17 protein-coding genes are annotated in these 18,679 nt (G+C 38.6%); 8 read left to right on the top strand and 9 right to left on the bottom strand.

All coding sequences use genetic code 11. The features are described from left to right. Positions 1 to 49 precede the first annotated feature (49 nt). Together AC6I5C_RS00360 and AC6I5C_RS00355 are read left to right on the top strand one after the other, a co-directional pair. Positions 50 to 754, top strand: a complete 705-nt coding sequence (locus tag AC6I5C_RS00360) for a zinc metallopeptidase (RefSeq protein WP_497903416.1) — start codon at positions 50 to 52, stop codon at positions 752 to 754. Between the two features lie 95 nt (positions 755 to 849). Then, positions 850 to 1,554, top strand: coding sequence for a Bax inhibitor-1/YccA family protein (locus AC6I5C_RS00355; protein WP_497903415.1), 705 nt, complete (start codon positions 850 to 852; stop codon positions 1,552 to 1,554). Between the two features lie 106 nt (positions 1,555 to 1,660). Here AC6I5C_RS00355 and AC6I5C_RS00350 read toward each other — a convergent pair whose 3' ends face one another. From AC6I5C_RS00350 to AC6I5C_RS00335, 4 genes are all read right to left on the bottom strand, one after another. Next, positions 1,661 to 2,131, bottom strand: a complete 471-nt coding sequence (locus tag AC6I5C_RS00350; protein ID WP_076662958.1) for an Lrp/AsnC ligand binding domain-containing protein — start codon at positions 2,129 to 2,131, stop codon at positions 1,661 to 1,663. A 126-nt stretch (positions 2,132 to 2,257) separates the two neighbouring features. Further along, positions 2,258 to 4,780, bottom strand: coding sequence for a T9SS type A sorting domain-containing protein (locus AC6I5C_RS00345; RefSeq protein ID WP_497903414.1), 2,523 nt, complete (start codon positions 4,778 to 4,780; stop codon positions 2,258 to 2,260). A 74-nt stretch (positions 4,781 to 4,854) separates the two neighbouring features. Then, the gene (locus AC6I5C_RS00340; protein WP_497903413.1) at positions 4,855 to 5,616 is read right to left on the bottom strand and encodes a LuxR C-terminal-related transcriptional regulator; all 762 of its coding nucleotides are present in this window, start codon (positions 5,614 to 5,616) and stop codon (positions 4,855 to 4,857) included. Between the two features lie 59 nt (positions 5,617 to 5,675). Beyond that, positions 5,676 to 7,040 (bottom strand): saccharopine dehydrogenase family protein, encoded by a 1,365-nt coding sequence (locus tag AC6I5C_RS00335; protein WP_497903412.1) that lies wholly within the window; start codon positions 7,038 to 7,040, stop codon positions 5,676 to 5,678. A 75-nt stretch (positions 7,041 to 7,115) separates the two neighbouring features. On the opposite strand from AC6I5C_RS00335, the gene AC6I5C_RS00330 reads away from it, so the two are divergent. Both AC6I5C_RS00330 and pckA read left to right on the top strand, forming a co-directional pair. Continuing rightward, positions 7,116 to 7,508 (top strand): DUF423 domain-containing protein, encoded by a 393-nt coding sequence (locus tag AC6I5C_RS00330; RefSeq protein WP_497903411.1) that lies wholly within the window; start codon positions 7,116 to 7,118, stop codon positions 7,506 to 7,508. 64 nt (positions 7,509 to 7,572) lie between these two features. Continuing rightward, entirely contained in the window at positions 7,573 to 9,189 is a 1,617-nt protein-coding gene (gene pckA, locus AC6I5C_RS00325) for a phosphoenolpyruvate carboxykinase (ATP) (RefSeq protein ID WP_497903410.1), read from the top strand. A gap of 77 nt (positions 9,190 to 9,266) precedes the next feature. Here pckA and AC6I5C_RS00320 read toward each other — a convergent pair whose 3' ends face one another. Further along, on the bottom strand, positions 9,267 to 10,016 hold the full coding sequence (locus tag AC6I5C_RS00320) for a uroporphyrinogen-III synthase (protein ID WP_053976935.1): 750 nt from the start codon (positions 10,014 to 10,016) through the stop codon (positions 9,267 to 9,269). Between the two features lie 22 nt (positions 10,017 to 10,038). After that, a complete protein-coding gene (locus tag AC6I5C_RS00315; RefSeq protein WP_497903409.1) occupies positions 10,039 to 10,686 on the bottom strand; it encodes a DUF4271 domain-containing protein in 648 nt (215 codons plus the stop codon). Between the two features lie 103 nt (positions 10,687 to 10,789). Here AC6I5C_RS00315 and AC6I5C_RS00310 point away from each other — a divergent pair, with 103 nt between their 5' ends. From AC6I5C_RS00310 to AC6I5C_RS00300, 3 genes are read left to right on the top strand one after another with little or no spacing between them, the layout of a single operon-like run. Further along, positions 10,790 to 11,512, top strand: a complete 723-nt coding sequence (locus AC6I5C_RS00310; RefSeq protein WP_497903408.1) for a polyprenol monophosphomannose synthase — start codon at positions 10,790 to 10,792, stop codon at positions 11,510 to 11,512. Position 11,513: 1 nt separating this feature from the next. Beyond that, the gene (locus AC6I5C_RS00305; protein WP_497903407.1) at positions 11,514 to 12,860 is read left to right on the top strand and encodes a dihydroorotase; all 1,347 of its coding nucleotides are present in this window, start codon (positions 11,514 to 11,516) and stop codon (positions 12,858 to 12,860) included. Continuing rightward, positions 12,857 to 13,348: a DUF4296 domain-containing protein gene (locus AC6I5C_RS00300; protein ID WP_497903406.1), complete on the top strand. Its 492-nt coding sequence runs from the start codon at positions 12,857 to 12,859 to the stop codon at positions 13,346 to 13,348. Before AC6I5C_RS00305 ends, AC6I5C_RS00300 begins: the two co-directional genes overlap by 4 nt. Positions 13,349 to 13,354: 6 nt before the next feature. Here the strand turns inward: AC6I5C_RS00300 and AC6I5C_RS00295 are convergent, their stop codons facing one another. Further along, complete coding sequence (locus AC6I5C_RS00295) at positions 13,355 to 14,368, bottom strand: NAD-dependent epimerase/dehydratase family protein (protein WP_497903405.1); 1,014 nt, start codon at positions 14,366 to 14,368, stop codon at positions 13,355 to 13,357. A gap of 90 nt (positions 14,369 to 14,458) precedes the next feature. Here AC6I5C_RS00295 and tyrS point away from each other — a divergent pair, with 90 nt between their 5' ends. Next, positions 14,459 to 15,772, top strand: coding sequence for a tyrosine--tRNA ligase (tyrS, locus tag AC6I5C_RS00290; protein ID WP_497903404.1), 1,314 nt, complete (start codon positions 14,459 to 14,461; stop codon positions 15,770 to 15,772). 104 nt (positions 15,773 to 15,876) lie between these two features. Here the strand turns inward: tyrS and AC6I5C_RS00285 are convergent, their stop codons facing one another. After that, positions 15,877 to 16,857 (bottom strand): LuxE/PaaK family acyltransferase, encoded by a 981-nt coding sequence (locus tag AC6I5C_RS00285; RefSeq protein ID WP_497903403.1) that lies wholly within the window; start codon positions 16,855 to 16,857, stop codon positions 15,877 to 15,879. A gap of 71 nt (positions 16,858 to 16,928) precedes the next feature. Beyond that, positions 16,929 to 18,656: a T9SS type A sorting domain-containing protein gene (locus AC6I5C_RS00280; RefSeq protein ID WP_497903402.1), complete on the bottom strand. Its 1,728-nt coding sequence runs from the start codon at positions 18,654 to 18,656 to the stop codon at positions 16,929 to 16,931. Positions 18,657 to 18,679 lie beyond the last annotated feature (23 nt).

The raw sequence follows: 18,679 nt of genomic DNA, 5'->3' as shown, positions 1-18,679 counted from the left end.
TGGCCTGCTTTTTGTTATCTTTATAGAACAAATTTTAAACTCAAAAACTATGGGCGGATATATGGGGTATTACTTGCTAATTGGTGGTATTGCACTGGTAAGCTGGTTGGTAAGTAGTCAATTAAAACAGAAATTTAAACTGTACTCAAAAGTTCATTTAAGAAATGGCATGAGTGGAAAGGAAATTGCCGAAAAAATGTTGGCCGATAATGGCATTACAGATGTTCAGGTGATTTCTACCAGAGGACAGTTGACAGATCATTACAATCCAAAGAATAAAACGGTGAACCTAAGTGAAGCGGTGTACAGTCAACGTAATGCCGCCGCGGCTGCCGTGGCAGCTCACGAATGTGGACATGCGGTACAACATGCCCAAGCATATAAAGCCTTGCAAATGCGTTCGGCTTTGGTACCGGTGGTAAGTGTCACTTCGGGCATGTCGCAATGGCTAGTGATAGGAGGCTTGGTATTAGGTGCCGCGGCTGGTGTTGGAATGGGCTTTTGGATAGCCATATTGGGCTTGGTATTTATGGGAGCTGCAACGCTTTTTAGCTTTATTACCCTACCAGTAGAATATGATGCCAGCAACAGAGCTTTGGCATGGTTGAAAAACAAACACATGCTCACTCCAGAGGAGTATGCAGGTTCTGAAGATGCCTTAAAATGGGCGGCGCGCACCTATTTGGTAGCTGCTATTGGTGCTTTAGCTTCCTTATTGTACTGGGCTATGCAGGTATTTGGTGGCCGTGATTAGTAGGGACAATCTTATAAAAATTAAAAGTCAGATGGTTACATCTGACTTTTTTTTGCTACTTTCAAAATCTAAACCAATAAACTAACTTATATTTTATGGAACAGAATGTTCAACCCAAATTCTTGTTGAACCAACTGGCAGAAACCGACCGTGTTGAGTTTTACAAAAAGACCTATACCCATGTAGCAGGGGGTGTATTGGCCTTTATTCTTTTTGAATACCTTTTATTGCAAAGTGATGCTGTTGTCAACTTTATGTTTTCTATGATGGATGGCTTTAAATGGCTCTTGTTATTAGGAGGCTTTATGTTAGTGGCTAATTATGCTGAAAGCACCGCGATGCGTTCTGAGGATAAAAATATGCAATACCTTGCTTTTGGAATTTATATCCTGGCAGAGGCCCTTATTTTTGTGCCATTGATTTATATGGCCATCAATTTTACCCAATCGGGGCCTGAATTACTTAATCAAGCGGCTATTGTTACCTTATCATTGTTCACAGGGTTGTCGGCTGTGGTTTTCTTGACCAAAAAAGATTTCTCCTTTTTGAGAACAGGTTTGACCATTGGCTTTTTTATAGCCCTTGGTTTAATTATAGCCGGCGCTATTTTCGGATTCAATTTGGGCCTATGGTTTTCTGTGGGTATGTGCCTATTGGCGGGAGGTACCATTTTATACCAAACATCCAATTTGGTAAATAAATACACTCCAGACGATTACATTCCTGCAGCCTTGGGCTTGTTTGCCTCCCTAATGTTATTGTTTTGGTATGTATTGCGTATCTTAATGTCTAGAGACTAAAGAATTCGTGTCAACAATTATAAAAAGAGAGCCCTTAATCAAGGGCTCTCTTTCTTTTATGAAATGTTTGTTGTTTTTGTAATGCTTGAATCTGAGGGCAGACAAACTACACATTGATCTGTCTATCAATTTGCTGTGCCAAGGAAATAAAGGTTTCGGTTCTGGAAACCCCAGAAATGGATTGAATGTCTTTATTCAGAAGGTGCATAAGGTGCTCGTTGTCCTTACAAAGGACTTTAATGAAAATACTCCAGTTTCCGGTGGTGTAGTGGCACTCGATGACCTCTGGTATTTTTTTTAGTTGTTTTACGGCTTCGGGATTGCTAACGGCTTTATCCAGATAAATCCCAATAAAGGCCATGGTGGTATATCCTAAAATTTTAGGATTGATAATGAATTTGGAGCCGGCAATCAATCCAGACTTTTCCAATTTACGTAAACGCTGGTGGATGGCTGCCCCAGAAATGCCTACTTGTCTGGCAATTTCCAAAATGGGAGTTCGGGCATCTTCCATAAGTGCCCTGAGGATCTTTTTATCGATACCGTCTATTTGGATATTTTGATTGACGACTTTCAAAAGATGTTTTTTTGGAACATAAAGATACAGAAATAAGAAAACATAAAAGACCGCAGAGAAATTTCTTTGCGGTCTTTTGTTTAAAAATGGACCATCTGGCCCATTTTATGGTTGGTTATGGTTGATTTACTCTTTTACAATTTTTAAGGTTGTAATGTTGCCTTCATTATATAATTGGATAAGATATAGGCCAGGTGTAAGGTTAGAAAGTGATAGTTGAGAGTTTTTTACTTCTCCTTTTTTTACAAGTTTTCCTGAATAATCCAATACTTTATAGTTGTCGAACAAAATGTTGCTCTTTAATGTAAGAGCGTCCTTTACAGGGTTTGGATAGTACAATAGCTCCAAAGTATCTTTCTCAGTGTTGTCTTCAATCGATAAGGTTTCAGTGTTGTTTTCTATCCAGGCAATTTTATGTGCAAAAACGGAACTGTATAGGATGTCAAGATCCCCGTCATTATCAAAATCCAGTACTTCAAATTCAAATGAATGATCATTTGTGCCTTCAGAAATTGTGGTGGACGTGAAAGTCATATTGTCATTCTCAAATAGGATTACATTGTTATATAATGCAATAATATCTTTGTCTCCATCATTATCTATATCTGCAATTTTTAAGTTCGTTTTTGTTCCTACACTAAAAGGATCCCCTATAATGTCAGTTCTAACTTCATATAAGTCGGCACCATTGTTTATCAGTGAAGCGCCATTGCTAATGAAGTCTATGTCACCATCACTATCAATGTCATTGGCAATCATAACACTAGAAGAGTAAGACTGTATTTCGTTTCCACTTAAATTGGCGAAATTATTTTGAAGTGTAAATGTGCTTCCATTACCTTTTAAGTAGGCATAGGCTGTGCTTGTATATGTTCCTCCCATAGAACGTGTCACCGGAATGTCTATTAAAGTATCTCCATCAATATCGATTAATTCGGTTGGGAAACCAGAAACAATTACATTATTTGAAATAGTGTAGGCCGTTGATGTGGTAAAAGAACCAATACCATCATTAACTGCTAAAATAATCTCATCATTCTTAAGAATCAAGATATCAAGATCTTCATCATTATCAACATCAGTAACATTAATGTTTAGAGAGAAAGATGACCCTGCTTGATAGGTGTAAATGGAATTGGTAGTAAATGTTCCATTTCCATTGCCAAAGAGTGCGCCTACAAATATGGAATAGGTAGAATCTGTATTCAGTGTTTGTGAGGACCAAACAATGTCAAGATTTTCATCGCCATTCAAGTTTACAGCCTTAACAAAATTAAGATCATTATTGAGAATGCTGGTTTTATTAAAAGTAATATTGTTTCCTGTGCCTTTGTGGAATTCTAATTGATTATCCCCCGAAGCTGCACAAATTACATCCAAATACTCATCATTATTGAAATCTCCTGTAGCAAGGGGTAAATTGCCATGTGCTATATCTCCGATAGCATCATCACCTGCAGAATTTGATACTTCTTTATGGCTGAATGTAATTCCATCTATAGATTCATCTACTATTTCATTTTCGTAATACGTGATTCTTCCAAAATTCCTTTTAGCGCTAACAATGTCCAGTTTACCGTCAGAATTGACATCACTTAAATGAAAGGTTTCGCCTCCACTTCCCCAATTGTCAGACCATTTGTTGCTGTTGGGTAATTTTCTGTTGAAGGAGGTATCAAAAGATCCAGTGGTGTTTAAAAACAATCGAATCCCCGTTTCTTCTCCTTCGTAAGTATCGGTAATTCTAGTGATTAAATCAAGATCATCATCTTCGTCAATGTCTACCAATAAAAGGTTATGGACCTCTCCCGGTTCGTAAAGGTTAGTGGTGGTAAATATAATATCGTCTCCTGAATTGTGTAAAACTTTAATAGCGGTTCCACCTCCGGAAGTTGAAGTAGTGTAAGTTACAATCACATCCATATCTCCATCGTCATCAATGTCTCCCGCTATGCTTTCAACATAATATGTTGTAGGGTTTTCTATAATCCAGTTTTCGGTAAAAGTACCGTCTGTCTCTTGTTTATACCAGGCAATACCATTATACCTCTCTGTGGCAAGTAAATCAAGTAGACCGTCTTGATCAAAATCTACAATCGTTGTAGAGGCATTGCCAATTGAAGAGGTAATAACACTTAGGACATTTAAGGTGAAATTTTCATTTCCGTCATTCAATAAAAGATTGTTGCCGTAAAGGATATCTTGGTCATCATCATTATCCATGTCCACTATATAAAGCTTTTCACCACTAATTGAAGCTGATGAAATGCTTATTGGTGTGCCGAAATTCCCCGAGCCGTCATTCATCATCCATTCTACTGAATTTGAGTTTCTACTCATAATAATATCTATATCTCCATCGTCATCTAGGTCATGTAAGCTTAACTTCCCTTCATAATCGTTAATCGAAGATAATTGTGTAAAATGGGATGTGAAGTTTTCATCACCGTCATTTTCGTACCAAACAAAAGAGTTGTCAAAGGAAGAGATGGCAGCAATATCAATATCTCCATCATTGTCCAAATCGGCACTCCTTACATCTTCAATAAAGGTTAGTGGTTGGTTAATTTTGTGCTCAATAAAACTATTCTGTCCAAGCAAACAGCTTGGAAGTAACAGAATGGAAAATAAACAAGTAGTAATTTTCATAAAAACTATTTTTGGTTAGAATTGCAAAAATAGCCCTACAAAAAATGTAAGTAAATACTCAAGAATGAGTATTTTTAATCTGGCCCTCTAAAGAAGCTTTCCAAAAATGAGGTGTTTTTTAATCCTGTTTTCTTTAAAATGTTCCGTCTATGGGTATCCACCGTGTGGTTGCTAATGTTTAACTGTTGGGCAATTTCCTTACTGCTTAGATTTTGCGATAGTAATTCTGAAATCTCGAGCTCTCTTTTAGAAAAAATGGTTCCAAGATAAAATCTAGAATAGTTTTTATGCAATAGGGTTTCATAAATGCCATCACTATTTAGATACTTAATGGTGCCTATTATTGGGGTTTGCTCGCCTTCGCCTATAACAGTGTGTTGGGTAATCCCTACTACAGGTTTACCCAAATCATCCAGTACAATGGGGAGCGTGTGGGCAAAAACTGTTTTGAAGTGTCCCCAAATAGTTTTAATCCTAAAATTCCAGGAATAGGTGAGTTGTTTTCTGTTTTCAGGTAATACGTTAGTGAGGGTGAAGGCCATTAAATCATTCATCATAGATAGCCAGATGATGCGATCCTGAGGATGGATAAATTGTTGCCAATAGGCTATGCCCTCTGTTTTCATACGCTCTGAATCTAATCCTAAATTGGCATGAAACCCCTTGCCTACGAATGGGTAGGTTTGAGTTGTGGTATTGGTAATGATAAAATACGAATTATGAGCTGGAATGAAATCATCCAGTTCATGGTGTTTTTCCAAATGGGTTTTTACAATAGAGTCGTCGTATTGGTTGATCGATGTAAAAACATCTTCGTAAAGTTTTAGGGTATTCAAGGTTGTTGGTTTTTTTGTGCGTAAATTACCACAAAAAAATAATTACCTGAATAAAAAAACTATAAAATTAACGGATTATAACCTAAGTAAGGGACTTCGTATTCATTAAACACAATATCATATTGTTCCAATTCTTGAAGAATGGGGCCATACACATCTTTATGGATTGGTATTTGCACGCCAGGCCTTGTGATTTTTTCGTTTAGGACTGCCAAAGTTGTAATAGCTACAGGGAGTCCTACAGTTTTTGCCATGGCAGTGTAGGTTTTGTCTTCACCCAAACAAACCATAGTAGCATCTATTTGATGTTTCTTTCCATGGAGTTCGTAGCCAAACTTATGGTACATCACAATCATGTCCTTGTCGTCATTGCCCAAGGTCCAACTATCTTCCAAAATCTTTTGAAGAATCTCTGCTGGGGTTGCTTTTTTCAAGCCAACTTTTTTTGTGCTGCTAAAGATATCCAACTCCACCAATTTGTCCCACACAATGTCATCCTGATCTATTTTAAGGGCGTGGCGAAGTTTTAGTTCCACCGAATCTGTAGGACTATAAGGCAAAAAGGCATTTACAAAGTCGCGATAGCTCATGTGCTCACTGCCGTCCATAGTATATTCGTCATCGGTCATGCCTAGTTGCACGAAAATATTCCAGGCTCTGCTAAACCCAACTTTACGAATAGTACCTCTATATAGTGTGATGGCGTCGTCAAGACCATAGACACTTTGGTATTTTAGGGAGTCACGATTGGCATAGGCTTCAAAGCGACCATAACCCTCAATGTCCAAAAATTCGGTACGTCTAAAAAGGCGGTTGTAAGGAATGTATTTAAAGGTGCCCTCTTGTAAAAACTTGGCCGCGCCTCCTTGACCTGCCAAAACCACATTGCGTGGATTCCATGTGAATTTATAGTTCCAAAGGTTGTTATCACTTTCAGGGGCTACCAAACCACCTGTAAAAGATTCAAATAATAACATTTTACCACCTTGTTCTCTTATGCGATCTATGACCTTCATGGCACTCATATGGTCGATTCCTGGATCTACCCCAACTTCGTTCATAAAAATGAGGTCTTTTTCCTTAGCGACTTTGTCCAAATTTTGCATTTCTTCACTAACATAGGAAGCGGTTACCATATTTTTGTTGAAAGAAATACAGTCTTTGGCAATCTCTACATGCATTCTAGCCGGGAGCATGGACACGACGATATCTGTATTTTGAATGGCGGATTGTCGTGACTTTTTATCCTTTACATCCAAAACTATGGCCTGGGCATTAGGGTGATGATTGATCAGTTTTTTTGCGTTGGTAAAGTTGACGTCACCAACGATTACAAAAAGTTGTTCTTCGTCGGATTTGTCCAATAAATATTTGATCAGGTAAGAAGCAGATTTCCCTGAACCAATCACTAAAATCTTTCGCATAATGAGAATAGTTAGTTAATTTTGTTACGAATGTAATAAAATGTTAAGGCATTAAAAACCAAATTTTTAAAATATATGAATAAAACCATTTTGATTGCAGCATCGCTTTTGGGAGGCATTAGCATAGTTTTAGGGGCCTTTGGCGCCCATGGTTTAAAGGAATTAATCGCTGTAGACGCACAGCAGACATTTGAAACTGGGGTGCGTTATCAAATGTACCATGCTTTATTGCTGTTATTTGTTGGAAGTACCCAATTTATTCAACCGAAAACCAAAAAAATAATGTTCTATTTAGTCATGGTTGGCGTCCTGTTTTTTTCAGGCTCCATTTATGGCTTGGCTACCAATGACCTTACAGGGTTCAACTTCAAAACGATAGGTTTTATCACCCCAATAGGAGGGCTGCTTTTGATAGCCTCTTGGGGCTTGATGTTCCGGGACTTTTTTAAATTAAAAACCGATAAATAAGGTTTTAGATGGAACTTTAAAATATTGTTGTTAATTTTGCGGGACAAACAACACAAACAAAATTATGGTAGAAAATACCCAAACTACGAAAACGATTTCGCTAGATAGCTACGGAATCAAGAATGCTAAGGTCAAGTATCAACTATCCCCAGAAGAATTACACAACATTACAATTGCCAAAGGACAGGGAGTGGAAGCTTCCTCTGGAGCGTTGGCAATCAATACAGGAGAGTTTACTGGAAGATCTCCAAAAGACCGTTTTATCGTAAAAGACGAGATTACCAAAGACAAAGTTTGGTGGGGAGATATCAATATTCCTTTTGAGTCTGACAAGTTTGAAAAATTATACAATAAAGTAACGGAATACCTTTCAGGAAAGGAAGTTTTTGTGCGCGACAGTTATGCCTGCGCCGATGATAACTACCGATTGAACATTCGTGTGATCAATGAATATCCTTGGAGCAACATGTTTGCCTATAACATGTTTTTGCGTCCTACTGAGGAGGAATTGGAAGGTTTTGAAGCAGAATGGACCATTGTAAATGCCCCAGGTTTTATGGCTAATCCTGAAGTGGATGGAACCCGCCAACACAACTTCGCAATTTTGGATTTTACCAGGAAAGTGGCTCTAATTGGTGGTACCGGATACACTGGAGAAATCAAAAAGGGAATCTTCTCTGCATTGAACTTTATTTTGCCAGTTTACAAGAACACTTTGCCAATGCACTGTAGTGCCAATGTTGGTGAAGAAGGTGACACGGCAATTTTCTTTGGATTGTCTGGAACTGGAAAAACAACCCTTTCGGCAGATCCAAACAGAAAATTGATTGGAGATGACGAGCACGGTTGGACCAATGAAAATACGGTGTTCAACTTTGAAGGTGGATGTTATGCCAAGGTTATTAACCTATGCGAAGAAAATGAACCAGATATTTTCAAAGCTATTACAAAAGGAGCGATCCTTGAAAATGTGATTTTGGATGATAATGGGGTGGTTGATTTTTCCAATACTTCCATTACACAAAATACACGTGTAAGTTATCCTATTCAACATATCAATAACATTCAAGAACCTTCTATAGGGAAAAATCCTAAGAACATTTTCTTCTTGACAGCCGATGCCTTTGGGGTATTGCCTCCTATTTCAAAATTGACTCCTGCTCAAGCTGCTTATCATTTTATCTCGGGTTATACAGCTAAAGTGGCAGGTACCGAAGCTGGGGTTTTGGAACCACAGCCTTCTTTCTCAGCTTGTTTTGGAGCGCCTTTTATGCCCTTGCACCCAACCAAGTATGCTGAAATGTTGAGCAAAAAAATGAAAGAAACAGGTGTGAACGTTTGGTTGGTAAACACAGGTTGGACTGGAGGTCCTTACGGTGTTGGAACCAGAATGAAATTGAAATACACTAGGGCGATGATCAATGCCGTATTGAACGGTGATTTAGGATTGTATTCATATGACGATTATCACATCCACTCGGTGTTTGGGGTTGCACAACCAAGAAGCTGTCCTGGAGTGCCAACCGAAGTGTTGAGCCCAAGAACTACCTGGAACAATGACGAGGCTTACTACAAGATGGCCTTTAAGTTGACCAATGCATTCAGGGAAAACTTCAAGAAGTTTGAAAGCTACGCAAACGAGGAAATTAGAAGAGGAGGGCCGCAACGTTACGCCTTCTAGATGCTATAAATATGAAAAAGGAAAATAAAAAAGCGATTCAATTTTGAATCGCTTTTTTTATGGTTAAGAGTAAAGGTTTATTTTCCCTTATTCACTTTTTCAATATACTTCTCTAAGGCCATAGTCATGGATGGTGTTTCAGGAGTTGGTGCGGCAATGTCTACACGTAGTCCTTTTTCTTCCACGGCTTTTATGGTGGTATTTCCAAATACGGCAATGCGCGTATTGTTCTGTTTGAAATCTGGGAAATTGTGGAATAATGATTCAATACCAGATGGGCTAAAGAACACTAAAATGTCATAAAACACGTCTTCAAGATCCGAAAGGTCGCTGATAACGGTTCTGTAAAAAACGGCTTCTTTCCATTTTACGTTCAGGGCATTCATGGTATCTGGCACTTCCGGCTTCAATTTGTCGGTAGTTGGCAATAGGAAGCTTTCGTCCTTGTATTTTTTAATTAATGGAGAAAGTTCTGCAAAGGTGCGTTTTCCAACATAAATTTTACGCTTACGGTACACTACGTATTTTTGCAAGTAAAAAGCCACGGCTTCAGACTGGCAAAAATATTTCATGGTATCTGGCACTTTAAAGCGCATCTCATCAGCTACTCTAAAAAAGTGATCCACAGAATTTCTACTGGTAAGTATAATAGCAGTATATTGGCTCAAATCTACTTTTTGTTGTCTGATTTCCTTGGCAGGAACTCCCTCAACATGAATAAAAGGGCGGAAGTCTATTTTTACTTTTTGTTTTTCCTGAAGATCAAAATAAGGCGAATTTTCTATTTTAGGTTCTGGTTGCGACACTAAAATTGTTTTCACTTTCATAGGCTTTGGTATAGGTTTAAGCTTAGTAATTGATTAATATGTGATATAAAATTAGATAAGGACCAATTTCAAGTGCGCAAAGATACAAAATAAAATAGAATAAGTTATTCATTATCATATTTTGGTGGCTCTTGAAAGTGGTTGCAAATCCAATGATATTGATAAGTACCATCAGCCCTAAGGTGCCAAAAATAACGGCTTTTGACGGGGCAATGGTGTATATTAGTAAGATGTTGATTGGCAATAGAAACAGACCGCTCAGGTTTTTGAAACTGGTCTTTTGGAACAGGTATTGGTCCATGACGTCATCAATTTCAAAAAGGCTGCCCAAAAGACGTTCCAACAGAATTTTTATAAGTAGCAGTGCTCCAATTCCGATAAGCAATTTTGAAAAGCCTAACAAGTTGAAATTTGCAGGGTCTATGAGCGTAGAATAGGTTATGTAGGTGAAAATGGACACCGAAATAATCAAGTTCAAAAAAAGGAGGGTATCAAAGCCATCCACAAATTTTTGGTCTCTTCCGTAGATTTTTAAATATTTGGAATTCCCAATAAGGACTAGAAAGTCGTAAAAACGGTGCTCGAACATAAATTTGGCCATTGCTATAAAGCTTAAACTCATAACAATTAAAATAGTAAACCATTCGTTGGAAACAACCTCTCTTAACATAGCGCTAAATTACTAAGAATTTTTTAGCTGTTTAACTTTTAATTAAGGACTTTTCAATAAAAATAATACTTTAAAAAACTTACTTTTGCTAAAATTTGATTGCATGAGGGATGCCATTGTCATCATACCAACCTATAACGAAATTGAAAATATTGAGGCCATAATCAGGGCCGTATTTACTCAGGACAAGGCCTTCGATATTTTGGTGGTTGATGATAACTCCCCAGATTTAACAGGACTTAAGGTGGTGGAACTTCAAAAGGAGTTTCCAGATTCCTTATTTTTGTTAAAGCGTGAGAGCAAAGCGGGGTTGGGAAGGGCCTATATAGATGGTTTCAAATGGTGTTTGGAAAAGAAGTACGAGTATATTTTTGAAATGGATGCCGACTTCTCGCACGACCCCAAGGATTTGGTAAGACTTTACAATACCTGTGCCATTGAAGGTGCCGATGTATCCATTGGTTCACGTTACATTAAAGGCGTGAATGTGGTTAATTGGCCTATGAGCAGGGTGTTGATGTCTTATTTTGCATCGAAATATGTAAGGCTGATCACCCGGATGAAACTGCAGGATACCACAGCAGGTTTTGTATGCTACAAGCGGCAAGTCCTGGAAGCTATCAATTTGGATGGCATCAAATTTGTGGGCTACGCTTTTCAAATTGAAATGAAATTTAAAGCGTATCTTAAAAAATTTAAAATAATAGAAGTGCCCGTGATCTTCACGGACCGCTCCAAAGGAAAATCGAAAATGAGCAGTGGTATCATTTCCGAAGCCATTTTTGGGGTGTTGAATATGAAATTAAAAAGCTTAGTTGGGAAATAGTATGAAAGCAAGTACGGTACTTATTAAAAATGCCAAGATTGTTAATGAGGGCAAAATTTTTGAAGGAGACATATTAATTGAAGGAGAGTATATCAAGGAGATTGCAGATTCCATTAGTGCAAAATCATCTACGGTAAAGGTGATTGATGCCGAAGGGAATTATGTCTTCCCTGGCGCTATCGATGATCAGGTACATTTTAGGGAGCCAGGATTGACCCATAAAGCAGATATTGAGTCAGAATCCAAAGCGGCCATTGCAGGAGGGATTACTTCTTTTATTGAAATGCCCAACACGGTTCCGCAAACCACAACCATTGAAAAATTGGAGGAGAAATTTGCCATCGCTGCCGAAAAATCGCATGCCAATTATTCCTTTATGTTTGGTGGTACCAATGACAACTTGGAGGAGATTTTAAAAGTTGATGAAAAGAATGTTGCTGCTTTGAAATTGTTTTTGGGATCTTCCACAGGAAACATGTTAGTAGACGATCCAAAAACCTTGGAAAAAATCTTCAGCAGTACTAATTTGTTGATTGCCGTACACTGCGAGGACGAAGAAACCATCAAGGCCAACATGGCCAAGTATACAGAAAAGTATGGAGATGATATTCCAATCAAGTTCCACCCAGCGATCAGAAGTGAGGAAGCTTGTTATTTGTCTTCTTCAAAAGCTATTGAATTGGCAAAGAAAACAGGGGCAAGATTGCATATTTTCCATTTGTCCACAGCAAAAGAAACAGAACTGTTCACTAATAAAATCCCACTTAAGGAGAAAAAAATTACCGCTGAAGTTTGTGTGCACCACTTATGGTTTAGTGACGAAGATTACGACACTAAAGGAACGTTTATCAAGTGGAATCCTGCGGTAAAATCGACCAAGGATCGGGACGGACTTTGGAAAGCCTTATTGGATGGCCGTATTGATGTGATTGCTACAGACCATGCACCTCATACTTTGGAAGAAAAGAAAAATGTGTATACCAAGGCGCCTTCGGGAGGTCCGTTGGTACAACATGCTCTGGTAGCCATGATTGAGGCTTATCACAGAGAAAAAATTTCATTGGAGAAAATTGCAGAAAAGATGTGCCATAATCCGGCCATTTTGTTCCAAATTGAAAAACGAGGATATATCCGTGAAGGCTATTTTGCCGATTTGGTGATTGTAGATATCAACAGCCCATGGTCTGTAAAAAAAGAGAATATTCTTTATAAATGTGGTTGGTCGCCGTTTGAGGGAACTACGTTTAAATCCCGCATAACCCACACCTTTGTAAACGGTAGTTTGGTATATAATAACTTTAAGTTTACCAACGGGAAAGCTGCCAAGCGATTAACTTTTGATAGATGAAGCAACTACTGATTTTTTCTCTGTTACTTGCTTGCTGTTGGGGCTGTAAGGATGAGCAAAGGCCTAAAAAGCCAGACAACCTGATTGCTAAAGAAAAGATGTCGGATATTTTATATGACGTTTTTTTGATGAATGCAGCCAAGTCCATGAAAAAACAAACTTTGGAAGATAAAGGAATCCATCCAGAGGATTATGTATTCAAAAAGCATGGTATTGATAGTTTGCAGTTTGCCCAAAGTAACGACTATTATGCGTATGATACTGAAACCTATGATGCCATCATTAAAAGAGTTGAGGAACGCATCGATGTTCAAAAGAACCATTTTGATTCTATAAGAGAGGCGGAGGAAAATGAAAAAACACGTCAACAAGATTCGGTTAAAAAGGTAAGGGATTCTGTAAGGGCAACCAAAACCGATAAAAAGATTGATGTAGATTCAATAAAAAAGGCAACTTTAAGAAAGCCAGGATTACCACCAATAGATTGACGTCTCTTAAAGGTCTTCTAAAAAAATTTGACATACACCCTCTATACTTGTATCAATATCCTTGAAGGTGTAGTTCAAGGTGTTTTTTACTTTTGAGCTATCGTAGAAAGATATGTTTCTAATGGTCTTGGCCATTTGCTTTGAAAGTTGCCTGTTGGCACCAGTGAGTTTATGTCTAAGCCAGTCCAATCGCCAACCCATTTCCAAAAACAATTGTGGAAGTTCCTTTTTTGCAGGGCTTACATCTAAGGCCGTTGCTATTTTATACTGAAAATCCTTAAAAGGAAGATTGGCCGAAACCAAAATGAAATTTTCGTTGGTAATTTTACTGTGCATCAATTGGTGCATAATGTTCACAACATCATCCACATCTACATAGCCACCTGTACCAGTAGTATAGTAAGGGATGCCTTTATGAATCCTTCTAATAAGTCCACTGCTACCATTTCCATTCCAAAAGCCAGGACCTATAATTACCCCTGGATTTACCATAACCACATCCAAACCTTCTTGAGAGCCCCGCCAAACTTCCATTTCGGCGCCGTATTTCGTGATGCCATACACACTATTGTCATCTTCTGGGTTCCAAGGCGTAGTTTCGTCTATAAGCATCTCTGGTTTTGGAGGTTTTCCAACGGTGGCAATAGAACTCACATAGCATAGTTTTGAAACGCCGTTGATTAAACATAAATTGACCACATTGGCAGTGCCTTCAATATTTATTTTTCGAAGTTTGTAATAGTCGTTGGGAGCAAAGGACACTAAAGCCGCACAATGGTAGACCTGTGTGATTCCTTGAAAAACGATTTCTAAGGATGGAATGTCAGTAATGTCGGCTTTAACCCATTCAATGGTGTCAAACAGTTTTTCTGAATCCTGCGAGTAATATGAAAAAACCTTTTTAACGGAAGAAAGACTTTCGGGATTCCTGTAAATAGCCCTAACTTTTTCATTGTTACTGATGAGTTTGTAGAGCAAATGCGACCCTACCAAACCTGTGCCTCCTGTGACTAAAACCATGGAACTAAAGTAAAGAATTATTCATAAAGCATGAGGATTTCTACATTGATTTTTATCTTTGCGAAAAATAAGTGATCAATAGAAAATATTATGGCAAATAAGCTTGTTGAAGAATTGAGATGGAGAGGAATGGTGCACGATATGATGCCCGGGACCGAAGAACAGTTGAATAAGGAAATGACTACTGCATATATTGGGTTTGATCCCACATCAGATTCTTTGCATATAGGAAGTTTGGTGCCGATTATTTTATTGGTGCATTTGGAAAAAGCTGGCCACAAACCAATTGCTTTGGTAGGTGGAGCTACGGGAATGATTGGAGATCCTTCAGGGAAAAGCGACGAGAGAAACCTTTTGGATGAAGCAACCTTGAATCACAATGTGGAAGGTATAAAAGGAGTGCTGTCTAGATTTTTGGACTTCAATTCTACAGAAGCCAATGCGCCTGTATTGGTTAACAACTACGATTGGATGAAGACCTTTTCGTTCATCGACTTTGCTCGTGATGTTGGAAAGCGTATTACGGTTAACTATATGATGGCCAAGGACTCGGTTAAAAAACGTTTGTCCGGTGATGAGGGGAGTGCTGGAATGTCTTTTACTGAGTTTACGTATCAGTTAATCCAAGGATACGATTTTTACCATTTGTATAAAAACTACAACTGTTTGTTGCAGATGGGGGGAAGTGACCAATGGGGAAATATTACTACAGGAACGGAGTTGGTGCGTCGTATGAATGTTGGGGAAGAAGCCAAGGCCTACGCTATGACCTGTCCGTTGATTACAAAGGCAGACGGTTCTAAATTCGGGAAGTCTGAAGGTGGAAATGTATGGTTGGATGCCGATAAAACTTCGGTGTATAAATTCTACCAATTCTGGTTAAACACCACCGATGAGGATGCTGAAAAGTATATTAAAATTTTCACCTTTTTAGATAAGGAAACTATTGAAGCGCTAATTGCAGAACACAAGGAAATGCCGCATGCAAGAATCCTTCAAAAACGATTGGCAGAAGAAGTGACCACATTTGTACACTCTGAAGAGGAATTGGAAAATGCGATAAAGGCTTCCAATATCTTGTTCAGCAAAACCTTTAAGGCAGACATTCAAACTTTAAATGAAAGTACCTTTTTGGATGTATTTGAAGGGGTTCCTCAAGCGGAGATTTCTAAAGCAGAATTTGCGGAAGGAGGCCTGGATATGATTGCAGCGCTTTCAGCCAAAACAGGATTCTTAGGGTCTAACAGCGAAGCTAGAAGAGCACTTAAGGAAAATGCGGTGGCGGTGAACAAAGAAAAGGTGAAGGAAGATTACATCTTGAGTGAAGAAGATTTGATCCACGGACAGTATATCATCATCAATAAAGGAAAGAAAAACACTTACATCATTAAGTTAGTAGCATAAAAAAACGCCCGGAAGCAAAACCGGGCGTTCAATTAACCAACCAACTAAAAAAATAAATTTGCTTTTTTCTTAGCAAACCCTTGGTCGGTAAAAATTTATGAACCTTACAGGGCCATTAAATTACAGCCTCTAATATCTGAATGATCGAAACGACCAATGACTTCAAATGTGTTGTTTGGATAAACACGGCCAAGATCTTGTGTGGCAATAAAAGCACAGGAATTTAGGTTGGCAAGATCAATGACATTGATGCCTCCAGTTTTATTGTTGCCTACTAAAGTAAGCGCATCTTCAGGATCGCGAGTAAGGATTTGCATCCAAGGAGGGCATTCAAAAATACCTTGCCCTTTGGAATAACCTTGACTTAATAATTCTGTCATACCATATTCACTGTGGATATGTTCTACCCCAAACCCTTTTTTCAAAATTTGATGGAGTTCTTCTCTAATCAATTCCTTTCTACGGCCTTTCATGCCGCCAGTTTCCATAACAATAGTGTGTTTTAAATCAAATTGAAAGGATTCCACCAAATCCAAAAGTGCAAAGGAAACCCCAATGAGTAAAGTCTTCTTCTGTTGGGATTCCAACTCTAAAAGTTTCTCTTTTAAATCGCTCAGGTTATGAAGGTAAAAGCCGCTTTCTGGGTGTTTGGATTGGTTAATCATGTCGTTCACCATATAGATAAGCGATGAACCATCGCGTTCCAAATAGGACGGTAACAAGGCCAAAACCACATAGTCTTCAACAGGGCCGTAAAAATGTTCAAACCCCTTTCTAAAACTTTGTTCATAAATAGAAAGGTCTGTAACATAATGTTTACTGGTGATTGATCCGGTGGTGCCCGAACTACTGAATGTCTTTTGAATAGCTTCTTTACTGCTCAGTACTTCATGCGACTTGAAAAACTGGATAGGCAGAAAAGGAATATCCCGATAGTTAAAAATATCGCTGGGATGGATGTACAGCAAATCGCAGAAGGATCGGTATACCTTATTGTGCTTGAATTGAAACTTAAAAACGTCCAGGGCTACTTTTTGGAACTCTTCCTGAGTTTGTATCCCGAAAATGTCTTGGGCTGATATCATGGTAACAAAAGTAGGTAAAAATAAAAAGCGTTGCCATGGCAACGCTTTTTTAAGATACAGAAGAAATGTTCTTATTTGATGATCAGTTTTTTGGTAACTGAAGCATTGTTTTGTTCCAATTTCAAAAGGTATAATCCAGGGGGCAGAGTGCTCACATTTATTTGTCCATTTAAAACTTCGGAGTTAAATACATTTTTACCCAACATATCAAGAACTGTTACTGAAATATCACCTTGGTTAGCAGTAGAAATAGTCACAAAACCAGAGCTTGTAGGATTAGGGTAAAGGGAAAACTCAACGTTTTCAAATTGATTTACTGAAAGTGTCATATCTATTAAACTCCTTGAAGTAATTTGCGGCGTGCCGTTAAATTCATTAACAAGAGCAACTACAGGAACTGCTCCAGAAGGAATGGTGCTGCCAATGTAATCGGCTTCACTAAAATTAGTTCTAAAATTAATGGTTGATCCATCACTTAGGTCATAGTTGCTGGCAGATGCAAACGTTGCTCCGGCATCTGTAAATGTGGCATCAACAATCTCCACCAACTCCGATTCGTAATCTTCCCAATCCGTTAATAGGGTGGCAATAGTTACAACTTCTGGAGTTACGGCACTTCCTGTTGCTACAGATGCGTCTTGCATTGGTACAAGTTCCAATACACCGTTATATTCAATCGCTTGGCCAACAAGTCCGCTAATGCCGTTTCCTTCTGTGAAACTTGTTGTGATGATACCTGCATTATCGTCAATTAAAATACCGGCGCTGGCATCTTGAATGTACTTTTGATTTCTGAATGTTCTTGTATAAGTAATGGTGGGAGTGCTCAATAATTCGTAATAATGCTCATCTCCATTAGCTAGTACATCTGCTCTTAAAGCGGCTAGATTTTCTACTTGCATGATTTCTTCAACATCAAATTCAACCGTGGCACTTACCGCAGGAGTGATAGGGGCGTGGTTGTTGTCTACCAAAATCATTTCAACAACATATTGGCCTCCGTTGGTTACAGTAATGCTAACATCGTCTGTATCGTATTTCATAGGTTGGGAAACAGCGCCTTCACCACTATCGATAGTCCAGTGAATATGACCATCAATGCCTTCCCCAGGATTGCCAACCACAAAGTTTTGAACACTTATGGAAAGGGTTACAGAGGTCGTTCCTGGGATAAATTCTTCTCCATTGCTAGGAGATAGAATGGTTAAACTTGGAGTAGTGGAACTTTCGGTGCTATAAGTGCCAATTGGGAACACAGAAGCGCAGGTGCCATTGCTGGTACAGCCATCTGTGGCATCGGGACCGCTATAGGTCCAATTGTCCAACATAAAAGTGCTACCGTCAGGTCCAGTTCCGTCAACACGGTAAGCCCATCCGTCTAAATATTCCCAAGCCTCTCCAGTTCCATCTGAATTGATGTCTCCAAAAGTGTCAATAACAGAGCTGTTGAAGAATAATTCCAAAGCATCGTCGCCATTTACATTGGCAGCATCTGAAATGAAATCTGGGGTAATTCCAAAGTATTCTACAACAGAAGTTTCATCTGAAGCAATATAAAGATATTCTCCAGCTGTGGCAGATCCAGAAAAAGTGACTTCTTCGTCATCGGTACCTCCTCCATTGTTGGCAGAACCAAAACCGTAAAGGGATAAATCGCCAATGTCATTGATAACATAAAGCTCGACAACCTTAGGTAGACCACCCGATAATGGACCGTCAAAAACGCCGGATATTACCATATCCTGGCCAAAAGATAACATTGTAGTAAGCGTAAATACTAAAAAGTAAATTTTTTTCATAAATTTCAGTGTTTAAATTAGTA

The sequence above is a fragment of the Mangrovimonas sp. sgz306409 genome, assembly GCF_059735265.1.
The sequence above is the reverse complement of the archived record's forward strand: the minus strand, read 5'-3'. Positions and strand labels throughout refer to the sequence as shown.

Excerpts from the sequence above, each read along its gene's own strand:
- AC6I5C_RS00360 (WP_497903416.1), top strand. The coding sequence starts at position 50 with ATGGGCGGATATATGGGGTATTACTTGCTAATTGGTGGTATTGCACTG.
- AC6I5C_RS00355 (WP_497903415.1), top strand. The coding sequence starts at position 850 with ATGGAACAGAATGTTCAACCCAAATTCTTGTTGAACCAACTGGCAGAA.
- AC6I5C_RS00345 (WP_497903414.1), bottom strand. The coding sequence starts at position 4,780 with ATGAAAATTACTACTTGTTTATTTTCCATTCTGTTACTTCCAAGCTGT.
- AC6I5C_RS00335 (WP_497903412.1), bottom strand. The coding sequence starts at position 7,040 with ATGCGAAAGATTTTAGTGATTGGTTCAGGGAAATCTGCTTCTTACCTG.
- AC6I5C_RS00330 (WP_497903411.1), top strand. The coding sequence starts at position 7,116 with ATGAATAAAACCATTTTGATTGCAGCATCGCTTTTGGGAGGCATTAGC.
- pckA (WP_497903410.1), top strand. The coding sequence starts at position 7,573 with ATGGTAGAAAATACCCAAACTACGAAAACGATTTCGCTAGATAGCTAC.
- AC6I5C_RS00320 (WP_053976935.1), bottom strand. The coding sequence starts at position 10,016 with ATGAAAGTGAAAACAATTTTAGTGTCGCAACCAGAACCTAAAATAGAA.
- AC6I5C_RS00315 (WP_497903409.1), bottom strand. The coding sequence starts at position 10,686 with ATGTTAAGAGAGGTTGTTTCCAACGAATGGTTTACTATTTTAATTGTT.
- AC6I5C_RS00310 (WP_497903408.1), top strand. The coding sequence starts at position 10,790 with ATGAGGGATGCCATTGTCATCATACCAACCTATAACGAAATTGAAAAT.
- AC6I5C_RS00305 (WP_497903407.1), top strand. The coding sequence starts at position 11,514 with ATGAAAGCAAGTACGGTACTTATTAAAAATGCCAAGATTGTTAATGAG.
- AC6I5C_RS00300 (WP_497903406.1), top strand. The coding sequence starts at position 12,857 with ATGAAGCAACTACTGATTTTTTCTCTGTTACTTGCTTGCTGTTGGGGC.
- AC6I5C_RS00295 (WP_497903405.1), bottom strand. The coding sequence starts at position 14,368 with ATGGTTTTAGTCACAGGAGGCACAGGTTTGGTAGGGTCGCATTTGCTC.
- tyrS (WP_497903404.1), top strand. The coding sequence starts at position 14,459 with ATGGCAAATAAGCTTGTTGAAGAATTGAGATGGAGAGGAATGGTGCAC.
- AC6I5C_RS00285 (WP_497903403.1), bottom strand. The coding sequence starts at position 16,857 with ATGATATCAGCCCAAGACATTTTCGGGATACAAACTCAGGAAGAGTTC.
- AC6I5C_RS00280 (WP_497903402.1), bottom strand. The coding sequence starts at position 18,656 with ATGAAAAAAATTTACTTTTTAGTATTTACGCTTACTACAATGTTATCT.